12 protein-coding genes are annotated in these 11,529 nt (G+C 55.6%); 7 read left to right on the top strand and 5 right to left on the bottom strand.

Annotated elements, in window-relative coordinates; genetic code table 11:
• Positions 1–55 precede the first annotated feature (55 nt).
• Complete coding sequence (locus L463_RS07135; protein WP_017382275.1) at positions 56–289, top strand: YdcY family protein; 234 nt, start codon at positions 56–58, stop codon at positions 287–289.
• 3 nt (positions 290–292) lie between these two features.
• Here L463_RS07135 and L463_RS07140 read toward each other — a convergent pair whose 3' ends face one another.
• Together L463_RS07140 and L463_RS07145 are read right to left on the bottom strand one after the other, a co-directional pair.
• On the bottom strand, positions 293–742 hold the full coding sequence (locus L463_RS07140; protein WP_032103594.1) for a DMT family transporter: 450 nt from the start codon (positions 740–742) through the stop codon (positions 293–295).
• The gene (locus L463_RS07145; RefSeq protein WP_015570449.1) at positions 739–1,257 is read right to left on the bottom strand and encodes a GNAT family N-acetyltransferase; all 519 of its coding nucleotides are present in this window, start codon (positions 1,255–1,257) and stop codon (positions 739–741) included. Before L463_RS07145 ends, L463_RS07140 begins: the two co-directional genes overlap by 4 nt.
• A 148-nt stretch (positions 1,258–1,405) precedes the next feature.
• Between L463_RS07145 and L463_RS07150 the strand changes: the two genes are divergently transcribed.
• From L463_RS07150 to L463_RS07160, 3 genes are all read left to right on the top strand, one after another.
• Positions 1,406–1,981: a helix-turn-helix domain-containing protein gene (locus L463_RS07150; RefSeq protein ID WP_017382277.1), complete on the top strand. Its 576-nt coding sequence runs from the start codon at positions 1,406–1,408 to the stop codon at positions 1,979–1,981.
• A 66-nt stretch (positions 1,982–2,047) separates the two neighbouring features.
• Positions 2,048–3,082 (top strand): NADP-dependent oxidoreductase, encoded by a 1,035-nt coding sequence (locus tag L463_RS07155; RefSeq protein ID WP_032103593.1) that lies wholly within the window; start codon positions 2,048–2,050, stop codon positions 3,080–3,082.
• Between the two features lie 259 nt (positions 3,083–3,341).
• Positions 3,342–4,010 (top strand): GntR family transcriptional regulator, encoded by a 669-nt coding sequence (locus L463_RS07160; RefSeq protein WP_003856981.1) that lies wholly within the window; start codon positions 3,342–3,344, stop codon positions 4,008–4,010.
• Positions 4,011–4,132: 122 nt separating this feature from the next.
• Here the strand turns inward: L463_RS07160 and pqqU are convergent, their stop codons facing one another.
• Positions 4,133–6,250 carry a TonB-dependent receptor PqqU gene (pqqU, locus tag L463_RS07165; protein ID WP_017382279.1) on the bottom strand — a complete coding sequence of 706 codons (2,118 nt, stop codon included), beginning with the start codon at positions 6,248–6,250 and terminating at the stop codon, positions 4,133–4,135.
• A gap of 246 nt (positions 6,251–6,496) precedes the next feature.
• On the opposite strand from pqqU, the gene L463_RS07170 reads away from it, so the two are divergent.
• On the top strand, positions 6,497–7,558 hold the full coding sequence (locus L463_RS07170) for a 7-bladed beta-propeller protein YncE (RefSeq protein WP_017382280.1): 1,062 nt from the start codon (positions 6,497–6,499) through the stop codon (positions 7,556–7,558).
• Between the two features lie 92 nt (positions 7,559–7,650).
• Here L463_RS07170 and ansP read toward each other — a convergent pair whose 3' ends face one another.
• Both ansP and L463_RS07180 read right to left on the bottom strand, forming a co-directional pair.
• Positions 7,651–9,147 (bottom strand): L-asparagine permease, encoded by a 1,497-nt coding sequence (gene ansP, locus L463_RS07175; protein ID WP_032103591.1) that lies wholly within the window; start codon positions 9,145–9,147, stop codon positions 7,651–7,653.
• A 327-nt stretch (positions 9,148–9,474) separates the two neighbouring features.
• On the bottom strand, positions 9,475–10,365 hold the full coding sequence (locus tag L463_RS07180; RefSeq protein ID WP_032103590.1) for a LysR family transcriptional regulator: 891 nt from the start codon (positions 10,363–10,365) through the stop codon (positions 9,475–9,477).
• 112 nt (positions 10,366–10,477) lie between these two features.
• Here L463_RS07180 and L463_RS07185 point away from each other — a divergent pair, with 112 nt between their 5' ends.
• Both L463_RS07185 and L463_RS07190 read left to right on the top strand, forming a co-directional pair.
• Positions 10,478–10,876 carry a (R)-mandelonitrile lyase gene (locus tag L463_RS07185; protein ID WP_015570456.1) on the top strand — a complete coding sequence of 133 codons (399 nt, stop codon included), beginning with the start codon at positions 10,478–10,480 and terminating at the stop codon, positions 10,874–10,876.
• Positions 10,877–10,947: 71 nt separating this feature from the next.
• A complete protein-coding gene (locus L463_RS07190) occupies positions 10,948–11,487 on the top strand; it encodes a shikimate kinase (RefSeq protein WP_023303788.1) in 540 nt (179 codons plus the stop codon).
• Positions 11,488–11,529: the final 42 nt, after the last annotated feature.

The raw sequence follows: 11,529 nt of genomic DNA, 5'->3' as shown, positions 1-11,529 counted from the left end.
ACCACCCGTAGGCCCGGTAAGCGTAGCGCCACCGGGCACGTGAAAAGGAGTGACAATGTCACATTTAAACGATGTTATCGCCCGCGTCGATGCCGCCATCGAAGAGAGCATAATTACCCACATGAACGAACTGCTGATCGAATTAAGCGACGATGCAGAGCTCAGCCGTGAAGATCGCTATACCCAGCAGCAGCGCCTGCGTACCGCGATTGCGCATCATGGTAAGCAGCATAAAGAAGAGGCGGAGGCGCGCCATGCCCACCTCACGCAGGGTGGGACTATCCTGTAAGGGTTAAAACTGGCGCCGTGCCACCAGCCAGGCGCCGACCACCAGCATCGCTGCGCCGCAGACCGGGCCAACCAGCGCCCTCAGGGGGACACCGTTGCTCTTGAGGATGTCCATCACCAGGCCGCCAATCAGCTGGCTTGCTACCAGCACGGCAATGGTCGTTGCCGCGCCCACATTTTGATACCCGCTAATACTGGCAAAGACAAAAAATGACCCCAGCAGGCCGGGGATCAGCGTCCACCAGCGCACCGTCGACGCCAGTTCGCTAAACCCCGCCAGGCCATTTTTCACCAGCAAAATGCTGACAAACAGCACAATCCCCACCAGCGAGTTCAGCAGCATGGCGATAAGAATGGTGGAAGAGGATTGCGTAATGCGCACCATCAGGGTGTTTTGTACCACCAGCCCAATCCCGGCGGCCACCAGAAACGCTAACGTCAACGATTGATTCATGGCAGAGCATCCGGATCGCTGCGCTCATCGAGCTGGAGTTGCATAAAGGTTAAATCCAGCCAGCGACCGAATTTGGTTCCCACCTGCGGCATATTACCGGTGGTAACAAAGCCCAGGGTTTCGTGCAGATGAATCGACGCCTGGTTCTGCGCCTCGATACCGGCAACCATCACATGTTTACCAATCTGGCGGGCTTCCTTGATTAATTCCGTCATCAGCAGCCGACCGATGCCTTTGCCCTGATGATCGGGATGAACGTAAACCGAGTGCTCCACCGTATGGCGAAAACCGTCGAACGCTCGCCAGTCGCCAAATGAGGCGTATCCCGTCACAACACCTTCTTCTTCACTGACCAGCACCGGATAACCCAACAGCGTGCGCGCCTCAAACCATGCAATACGGTTATCGGTGTCGACAGTTGTATCGTTCCAGATGGCGGCGGTGTGCAGCACCGCATGGTTATAAATTTCACCGATAGCGGCACAATCTTCTTTGCAGGCATGACGAACGATCATGGTTAACCTCTGGCTGTGTTGTTTACTATAGTAGTACGATTCACTCACAATATTACACAGTTCTTGTGTTGCATCGCTACGACAAAATCCCTATTTTTTTGTCACCAAACTGCCCCGAAAAACCATCCGTACACTATAGTATGACGTCATGAACACAATGACAGACAATATGAATCAACGCATTAGCGCCCGCATACGCCTTGAACGCGAGTCGCGGGGCTGGTCATTAAGCGAACTGGCCGAACGGGCAGGTATTTCACGCGCCATGATCCATAAGATTGAACGGGGGGACAGTAGCCCAACGGCGACGCTGCTTGCCCGGTTATCCGGTGCCTTCGGTATTAGCATGTCTACGCTCATTGCGCGCGCGGAAATGCAGGAGGGCAAACTGTTACGTCTGGCGAACCAGCCCGTCTGGCGCGATCCGCAAACCCACTATTTACGTCGTCATGTGTCGCCGCGCAGCGATATGCCTATTGACCTCGTCCAGGTGGAACTGCCCGCGGGCAGCGATGTGCCGATGCCCGCCTCCTCTTATGCGCTGGCGCGACAGCTGATTTGGTTGCAGGCAGGTGAACTGGTCTTTCTGGAGGGGGACACCCGCCATGAAATGAAGGCCGGAGATTGTCTGGAACTCGGGCCGCCGAACGACTGCCGGTTTATTAACGAAACGGATGAGTCGTGCCTTTATCTGGTCGTGCGGCTTAATCAGTCCGGCTCATAATGCAAAGGCGATCCGCAGGATAACGTGCCAGACTTGAATGACATTTTCAGCTGTAAGGAGCGATGAATGAGTCAATCAACTACGCAAAACCGACGCTGGGTACTGGCTTCCCGTCCACACGGCGCACCGGTTGCCGAAAATTTCCGCCTGGAAGAGCAGCCGATCCCCACGCCCGCAGAGGGGCAGGTGTTATTACGCACCGTATGGCTCTCGCTTGATCCGTACATGCGGGGCCGTATGAGCGATGCCCCATCCTATTCACCTCCTGTCGAGATTGGCGCGGTGATGGTGGGCGGCACGGTAAGCCGCGTCGAGACCTCCCGCCATCCGGATTATAAAGAGGGTGAGTGGGTTCTGGGCTACAGCGGCTGGCAGGAGTATGAACTTTCCGACGGGAAAGGGCTGGTCAGGCTGGGCGAAAACCCGTCGCACCCTTCATGGGCACTCGGCGTGCTGGGAATGCCGGGCTTCACCGCGTATATGGGGCTGCTTGATATCGGCCAGCCTCAGGCGGGGGAAACGCTTGTCGTGGCGGCAGCCACGGGGCCGGTCGGCGCAACGGTGGGGCAGATCGGTAAAATCAAGGGGTGCCGGGTTATCGGCGTGGCCGGCGGGGAGGAGAAATGCCGCCATGCGGTCGACGTGCTCGGTTTCGACGCCTGTCTGGATCACCATGCGGATGATTTTTCCGAACAGCTGGCGAAAGCCTGCCCGCAGGGCATTGACGTGTATTATGAAAACGTCGGCGGTAAAGTCTTTGACGCCGTGCTGCCGCTCCTGAATACCTCCGCGCGCGTACCTGTTTGCGGACTGGTCAGCGGCTACAACGCGACCAACCTGCCGGATGGTCCGGATCGCTTGCCGCTGCTGATGGGGACCATCCTCAAAAAACGCATCCGCATGCAGGGCTTTATCATCGCTCAGGACTATGGTCATCGTATCGACGAGTTCCAGCAGGAAATGGGACGCTGGGTGAAGGAAGGCAAAATTCACTATCGCGAGCAGGTCACCGAAGGGCTGGACGCGGCGCCGGAGGCGCTGATTGGGCTGCTGGAAGGGAAAAACTTCGGCAAGGTCGTAATCCGCGTGGCGGCGGACTAAACAGAGCATCGGTTATGGCGGGCAAAGTCCGCCATAATTATTTGTGAAGATACGATATATTGTCTTTAATTAATCCATGAGCATTGCGCGCCATCGGCCCAGCTGAGCCAGAAGTGGTAAACGTAATATTAATTGAACAATTTTTATTTTAACGCGCGCCCTTCATACCAGGCATGACGATACAGGATATATCAAACCGGCGATGTTTTTTTAAACAGTCGCTGAAAATGGCATTTTGTTTTGGCTACGGGAATTAAACATGCTTGATTTGGAAAACCTGGAAAAAGCACAAAGAATCAGTCTGACGATGCAAGTTGAGAACAGTTTAAAGGGAGCGTTAATTACGGGCTCATTAAAACCTGGGGCTCGACTCATCACGAAAGAGATTGCGGATAAATTAGGCACCAGCATCACACCGGTGCGCGAAGCCCTGCTGCGCCTGGTGTCGGCAGGCGCATTACAGGCCACGCCTGCTCAGGCGTTTTTGGTGCCAGAGGTTACGCTGGAGCGTTATAACGAAATTAACGCCATTCGAAAACAGCTTGAGCCGATGGCCGTTGCGGCGGCGTGTCAGAATATGACCGAGACCAAACTGGATGCATTACGCGCGCTGTCAGATAACTTCAGCACCGCCATGCATCAGGGCGACGTGCAGAAGGCGATCCATGCCAACCGCGTGTTCCGGTTTACGCTTTATCAGTATGCCGAAATGCCGACCCTGAACTCGCTGATTGAGCAGCTCTGGGTACGGATTGGTCCGTGTATCAACTACCTGCACGAAGAGATGAAAGATATCCCTGCAACGACTTACCATTATGCCGATCTGCTTTCTGCGCTTGAGCAAAGGGACGTGACGGCCAGTCGGGAAGCGATCGACCGAGCCATTGATGAAGCTAATATCCTCCTGCAACGGCAATACTACAGTTAAGGATCGCACTGGCGCACTTATTTTTTTATTCGTTTTAAACTTCCCTGAGTATATTCCCGGCGCTTAAGGCTACCGGGAATGATGTTATTTTTTACCGGCAACGTGCGCTGCCGGAAAATGTTTTACTCAAAGCGATAAGAGACCGACAGGCCCACGCCATAGTTACGGCCAGGGGCGGGTTCGTAATAGCGATTGTAGCCAGCGTTAACAATCTCTGAACCGACGTACTCTTTATCAAACAGGTTATCGACGCGACCAAAGATGTCCATTCCCCATTTGCCGTAATTGAGTTTATACCCGGTATTCAGACCGACCACGGTATAAGAGGGCGCTTTGGCGGTATTGGTGTCGTTTGCCATCACGTCGCTCATGTAGCGGGCATCTGCCCCCGCGTACCAGCCTTCCTCAGGCTCCCAGCCAAACGACGCATACCCCATGTTACGGGCAATCCCCGGCATCCGGTTGCCGCTACAGTCTGCATTGCTACAGACGTTGGTACGGTAGGTCGCATCAAGATAGGTCCACGCCATTTTCAGCTTCCAGTTTTCGGCAAACTGCTGGTCGAGCGCAATTTCCACACCCTGACGGCGCGTTTTCCCCGCATTTTTGTAGGTAGTGCGACCATCTTTGTTTTCGTCCACCACGATCTCGTTGTCGGTATCCGTGCGGAACAGCGCCGCCGTCAGGATGCCATTGCCGATGCGGGTTTTGCTGCCAATCTCATAGGTGTTGTTGGTTGACGGTTGCAGATTAATATTGAGGCCGCCTTTGCCATCAGAACGGTAGGAGAGTTCGTTGATGGTCGGGGTCTCAAATCCCCGTCCCGCTGCGGCATACAGGTTCCAGGCGTCGGTCACGGCGTATTTCACCGCACCAGCCGGGAGCCATTTATGGTAGCTGGCGTCACCGCTGTCATCGCCGTTTTGCGGGGTAATGTAATGATCGTTGGAGTCAAACCAGACGGAGCTGTAACGCACGCCCGCCTCAACGGACAGCTTTTGCGTGAGCTGCCACTGAGTTTGCAGGTAGGGATCAAGGTTCCACATCAGGTTACGTTCGTCACGGCGTTTGTTACCCTTCACGCCAAAATCCGGCACGCCGTTGTTCATCACGAAGTTTTCATACCCGCGGCGATTTTCACTCATATTTTCGTAGTTAAGGCCGGTGGTAAACGTTACCGGCACCAGCAGCTCGCCGCGGTGGGTCCAGCGGGTATCAATACCCTGATAGTGGCGCTGCATATCAATTACGCCGCCCGAATGCGCAGGATTTTCAGTCTGCGTGGTATCCGGAATGGACTGGTACTGGGTCATTTCACGCTCACCGGCGTACATCATCACGCTGAGGTCGTCCTGTTCGCTCAGCTGGCGGTCGTAGCGGATCCCGGCCTGGGTCTGCTTAATGGTTTTACGCGTATTGTACTGATCGCCACGGGGTGACTGGCGCGGGTTGTTCTGCCACTCCTGATAACTCAGTCCGCCCGGATCGTTGGCTTTCATGTCCACGCTGTTAAAAATCAGCGTTAGCTTGCTGACATCATCAATGCGCACGCCCAGTTTCGCGTTGGCGAGGTTTTTCCGTGCGCCGCTGTGGTCACGATAGCCATGTGTGGTGAAACGGGTGGTGGATACCGCATAGTCCACATCCCCCGCCTGAGTCCCGTCGCCCACCGCACCGGTGGCCTTCATGCCGTAACGCCAGGTGCCGTAGCTGCCGTAATAGCTGCTGGCTTCAATTGTGGCTGGCTGTTGTCCGGTCTGGGTGTTGATGTTGATCACGCCGCCGGAGGCATTGCCGTACAGGGCAGAGAAGGGGCCGCGCAGCACGTCGACGCTCTCAATGCTGTTGAGGTCAATGTTTGACGTCTGCCCCTGGCCGTCGGGCATGGTTGCCGGAATGCCGTCCACGTACATGCGGATCCCGCGTACGCCGAAGGTCGAACGCGCGCCGAATCCGCGAACGGAAAGTTGCAGATCCTGAGCATAGTTCTGGCGGTTCTGGATTTGCAGGCCGGGTACGCTCCCAAGGGATTCAGAAAGGTTGATGCGCGGTGTGGCATGTCGCATATCCTCGCCGCTCACCACGCTGACTGCGGCCGGGGTGTCCAGTTCGGAGACGGTTTGCGGCGTGGCGCTGACGATCAGGGTCTGTTCATCCGCGGCCATCGCACTCAGCGGGCCAAAAATGACGGGAACGAAGAGCAGTGGTAGTGATGCCTTACGGGCAGTAATAATTTTCATGGAGTAAACCGGTTAAGAAAAATTCGAACCAAATCAACTGGAACCTGTGTATATATGTTAAATCCTTTGTAAATGTTATGAAAACTATAACCGCACATTTCGTGAATGTAAGGTTTTGAAGGAAAGAAATACTCCACATTCAACTCATTAATGATTACTATTCTCATTAAAATAACGGCAAAGCGATGACTTTGCCCACCGGAAGTGATGTCAGCGGTAAATCTCCTCATTTAAAAAGGAATTGTTATGTCTTTACGTCATCTGTGCTCGCCGCGCCTGCGTGGGTCTCTGCTGTTGGGCTCTTTACTGTTTGCCGGTACGTTCCAGGTTCATGCCGCTGAAGAGATGCTGCGCAAAGCGGTCGGCAAGGGCGCGTATGAAATGGCCGTCAGCCAGCAGGAAAACGCGCTGTGGGTTGCGACGTCACAAAGCCGCAAAACCGATAAGGGCGGCGTGGTCTATCGTCTGGATCCGGTCACGCTGGAAGTGACGCAGGCGATTCATAACGATCTCAAGCCGTTTGGCGCCACGATCGATAACGCCACCCAGACGCTGTGGTTCGGTAACACCGTCAACAGCGCCGTGACGGCGATTGACGCCAAAACGAGCGAGGTGAAAGGGCGCCTGGTGCTGGACGATCGCAAGCGTAGCGACACGGTGAAGCCGCTTCAGCCGCGCCAGCTGGTGGCCGATGACACGACCAATACGGTGTACATTACCGGTATCGGCAAGGAGAGCGTGATCTGGGTTGTTGATGGCGCAACGCTGAAGCTGAAGGACACCATCACCAACACCGGCACGTTCAGCACCGGTCTGGCCCTGGATGCGAAGGCAAAACGCCTGTATACCACCAATGCGGACGGCGAGCTGGTGACCATTGATACGGCAACCAACAAAATCCTCAGTCGTAAAAAAGTGCAGGATGACGGAAAAGAGCACTTCTACCTGAACCTGAGCCTGGACACTGCCGGCCAGCGTGCGTTTGTGACGGATTCAAAACAGCCAGAAGTGCTGGTGGTGAATCTGAAAGATGGCAGCGTGATGCAGAAAATCGCCGCGCCAGCATCGCTGGCCGTACTGTTTAACCCGGCGCGTAACGAAGCCTATGTGACGCACCGCGAGGCGGGCAAGGTGAGCGTGATTGACGCCAAAACCTACAAAGTGACCAGGACCTACGATACCCCGGTTTACCCGAACAGCCTGGCGCTGTCTGCGGACGGTAAAACGCTGTACGTAACGGTGAAACAGAAATCAACCCGTCAGCAGGAAGCGACCCAGCCTGACGATGTGATTCGTATCGCGCTGTGATGGTGGAATTGCCCGGTGGCGCTGCGCTTACCGGGCCTACAAAACCATGAGATGTAGGCCGGGTAAGGCGAAGCCGCCACCCGGCTTTTTTATTAACGCGAGGTTTCTTCTACCAGCGGTGCGTCGTGCTTTTCATCGTCGTGATGAAGCGGCGCGGTGCTGTGGATCTCGTGAACGCGCTTACGCACGCCGAACCAGCCAGCAATCAGCAGAACCGCCAGCAGTGGGATCGTCGCGATGGTGTAAGTACCGTTCGGGTAGTCAAACGCCATCAGTACCAGCACGCTGAACAGGAACAGCAGGGTGAGCCAGGAGGTCACCGGTGCGCCCGGCATCTTGAAGCACACATCAGCCGCTTTGCCTTCTTTGATCGCTTTGCGCAGACGCATCTGGCAGACCACAATAAAGGCCCAGGAGGCGATAATCCCCAGTGCAGCCACGTTCAGAACGATCTCAAATACGCGGGACGGCACCAGATAGTTCAGGAACACGCCAAAGACGTAAACCACCAGCGTGGCCAGAATCCCCGCATAAGGAACCTGCTGCCTGCTCATCTTCGACATAAACTTCGGCGCAGAGCCTCCCATCGACATGGAGCGCAGGATACGGCCCGTCGAATAGAGCCCGGAGTTCAGGCTGGAGAGCGCGGCGGTCAGTACCACGATGTTCATGATGCTGCCCACGTACGGCACGCCCAGCTTAGAGAAGAAGGTCACAAACGGGCTTTGCCCCGCCTGGTATGCATTCCACGGCAGCAGCAGCACCAGCAGCACCACGGAACCCACATAGAACAGACCGATACGCCAGATCACGCTGTTGATGGCTTTTGGCACCATCGTCTGCGGATCTTTACATTCGCCTGCCGCCGTACCGACCAGTTCGATGGAGGCAAAGGCGAACACCACCCCCTGCACCAGAACCAGCGCTGGCAGCAGGCCGTGCGGGAAGAAACCACCGTTATCGGTAATCAGGTGGAAGCCGGTTGCGTTACCGTCCAGTGGTTTACCGGTACCGAGGAATACGGTTCCGACCACCAGGAAGATCACAATGGCCAGCACCTTCACCAGTGCGAACCAGAACTCCATCTCGGCGAACCATTTCACGCCGATCATGTTCATGGTCCCGACAATTGCCAGCGCCCCAAGGGCGAACACCCACTGCGGCACATCGCCAAACGCGCCCCAGTAGTGCATGTACAGCGCAACGGCGGTGATATCGACGATACCGGTCATCGCCCAGTTAACGAAGTACATCCAGCCCGCGACATACGCGGCTTTTTCACCAAGAAACTCGCGGGCGTAAGAGACAAAGCTGCCGCTGGAAGGGCGGTGGAGTACCAGTTCGCCGAGGGCGCGAAGGATGAAGAAAGAGAAGATCCCGCACATCAGATAGACCAGGGCGAGAGCGGGGCCAGCCATTTGCAGACGTGAGCCTGCACCTAAAAACAGACCTGTACCGATAGCGCCGCCGATGGCGATCATCTGCACCTGACGGTTGCCCATCGCCTTGTGATAGCCCTCTTCATGAGAGTTCAACCAGCGACGTTTCGCAGCATGATGATCGGCTGCGCTTTTATTGCTTGTTTTCATTGAGTTACCTGTTTGCCTGTCTGAACCATTAACGTGATAGTCCTGCCTGGCAGATGCCGAAACAAACGATTGCTTCTGCGCAGACACATGCCGCCTTTCCAGTCATTCTGTGTATGGATAAGGCAAAACATGGCGAGGCATCCTACCCGCAATTGTTAAGCGACGCAAAATATAACCGTGTCGAAAGTGATGCTCGTCGAAGGAAATCGTGTGGTCAGAGCAGACGGCGATCACAACGCGCTGAATCGTGACGTTTTTTTAGGCAAAAAGGTCTGCGAATGCTGATTTAATCATCAGGTTTACTTAATAGTTACTTATAGGTAGAGCTTATGAATGCCGCAGGGCTGCAATAAGTAATGCAAACGCGGTAGTGTGCTGGCGGCGGCTCGGATAGTACAGATGGTATCCCGTAAAAGCCGGGCACCAGTCTTCAAGCACACGCACTAACCGGCTCTCAGCAAGGGCGTCCTGAACCGCATCTTCCGGGACGTACGCCAGCCCCAGACCGTTTTCGGCGGCATCGATGCGTTGCGGCAGGCTGTTGAGGATCAGCTGGCCGTCAACCCGCACGCGCAGCTCACGTCCGTCCCGTTCAAATTCCCAGGCATATAATCCGCCGCGTGTGGGCAGGCGCATATTAATGCAGCGGTGCTGATCAAGCTGCTCCGGCGTTTCCGGTACGCCGAAACGTTGCAAATACTCTGCCGACCCGACGACCGCCATGCGCATGTCCGGCGCAATACGAACGGCAATCATATCTTTCGCCACCTGCTCACCCAGACGCACCCCCGCGTCAAAGCGGCCATCGACAATATCAGTCAGCCCATTGTCCACCGTGACTTCAACGTTGATATCAGGATACTGCGCCATAAAGGGTTTAAGCACAGGCCACAGCACCGCAGACATGGCGTGCTCCCCGGCGGTAAGGCGAATATTCCCGGCAGGTCTGTCGCGGGTATCACGCAGCGCGGTGAGTTCCTGCTCGATCTCCAGCAGATGGGGGCTTAAGCGCATGAAGAGTTGCTCGCCGGCCTCGGTAGGGGCCACGCTACGGGTGGTGCGGGTTAACAGACGGACTTCCAGCCTCGTTTCCAGATTGCGCATTGCGTGGCTGAGCGCCGACTGAGATACCCCAAGCTGCGCCGCGGCGCGGGTAAAGCTGCGCTCCCGGGCGACGACCATAAAGGAAAGCAGATCGTTGAAGTTGTCTTTTAACATGGTGGTTTACTCGATTTATGAAATGAATTCATGGTTCCTTTCTGATTATGCACTCTAATGCTCCCCATGGCTTTACGCTACTGTTAACGCAACAGCAAACGAGGAGTTAATCATGAAAATTATCCGTAGCGGTTCGTTACCTTCCGTTCAGGGGCCAGAGGCCTGGTTTACCGGCTGCGTGCGCATTGACGCGCCTTTCCAGGCGACTGAACCGGCAAAAGTCGGCGGCGCGACCGTCACCTTTGAACCCGGCGCACGTACCGCCTGGCATACGCATCCTCTTGGACAAACGCTGATCGTGACGCAGGGGCGCGGCTGGTTACAGGAGTGGGGGAAAGAGGCGGAACCGCTGAATCAGGGTGATATCGCCTGGATCCCACCCGGCGTGAAGCACTGGCACGGCGCAAGCGCGCAGACGGCCATGACCCATATCGCCATCGCAGAAGCTGTCGACGGGAGCCCGGTGGCATGGCTGGAGAAGGTCACCGACGAGCAGTATCCGAACGAGTAGTCTGGCGTTTCGTAAACAAATTATTAACGTTATGATTCGATCCGTTTTCTTCAGCATGTGCAGGCGGAACGGTGAAAATCAATATCATAGGCACCAGCGGAAGTGGGAAAAGCACGTTTGGCAGGCGAATCGCGGAGGCGCTGGCTATCCCTTACATTGAGATGGACAGGCTTTACTGGCGAGCGAACTGGCAGGGAACACCGGATGATGAGTTTCTTGCAACCCTGGAAAAAGCGCTCGCCGCCTCGCCTGACTGGGTCCTGGACGGGAATTACAACCGCACACGCGACGTTAAGTGGCGCGACGTCGATCTGGTGGTGTGGATAGATCGTGGGTTTATCCGCACGCTCTGGCAGGCGGTGACGCGGGCCTCCAGACGCGCCTGGCACAAACAGGAGCTCTGGCCCGGCACGGGGAACCGCGAAAGCTTTCGTCGGTCGTTCCTTAGCAAGGACTCTATTATCATCTGGACGATCAAAACCTGGCGCAGCAACCGCAAACGATATGAGGCGGATATACAAAACCCGCAGTACGCACACATTCGCTTTCTCCGCATTACCCGACGGCAGGATGCGGAAAGACTCATTACATCGCTCAAATCACGCCGATGACAGACTCTCTATTGCCGTTTTCCGGCAATCCAAATGTAAATT

The sequence above is a fragment of the Enterobacter sp. BIDMC 27 genome (assembly GCF_000534415.1).
Taxonomy (GTDB): domain Bacteria; phylum Pseudomonadota; class Gammaproteobacteria; order Enterobacterales; family Enterobacteriaceae; genus Enterobacter; species Enterobacter hormaechei_C.
The sequence above is the reverse complement of the archived record's forward strand: the minus strand, read 5'-3'. Positions and strand labels throughout refer to the sequence as shown.

Excerpts from the sequence above, each read along its gene's own strand:
- ansP (WP_032103591.1), bottom strand. The coding sequence starts at position 9,147 with ATGAAAACAAGCAATAAAAGCGCAGCCGATCATCATGCTGCGAAACGT.
- L463_RS07145 (WP_015570449.1), bottom strand. The coding sequence starts at position 1,257 with ATGATCGTTCGTCATGCCTGCAAAGAAGATTGTGCCGCTATCGGTGAA.
- L463_RS07150 (WP_017382277.1), top strand. The coding sequence starts at position 1,406 with ATGAACACAATGACAGACAATATGAATCAACGCATTAGCGCCCGCATA.
- L463_RS07135 (WP_017382275.1), top strand. The coding sequence starts at position 56 with ATGTCACATTTAAACGATGTTATCGCCCGCGTCGATGCCGCCATCGAA.
- L463_RS07155 (WP_032103593.1), top strand. The coding sequence starts at position 2,048 with ATGAGTCAATCAACTACGCAAAACCGACGCTGGGTACTGGCTTCCCGT.
- L463_RS07140 (WP_032103594.1), bottom strand. The coding sequence starts at position 742 with ATGAATCAATCGTTGACGTTAGCGTTTCTGGTGGCCGCCGGGATTGGG.
- L463_RS07180 (WP_032103590.1), bottom strand. The coding sequence starts at position 10,365 with ATGTTAAAAGACAACTTCAACGATCTGCTTTCCTTTATGGTCGTCGCC.
- pqqU (WP_017382279.1), bottom strand. The coding sequence starts at position 6,250 with ATGAAAATTATTACTGCCCGTAAGGCATCACTACCACTGCTCTTCGTT.
- L463_RS07160 (WP_003856981.1), top strand. The coding sequence starts at position 3,342 with ATGCTTGATTTGGAAAACCTGGAAAAAGCACAAAGAATCAGTCTGACG.
- L463_RS07170 (WP_017382280.1), top strand. The coding sequence starts at position 6,497 with ATGTCTTTACGTCATCTGTGCTCGCCGCGCCTGCGTGGGTCTCTGCTG.
- L463_RS07185 (WP_015570456.1), top strand. The coding sequence starts at position 10,478 with ATGAAAATTATCCGTAGCGGTTCGTTACCTTCCGTTCAGGGGCCAGAG.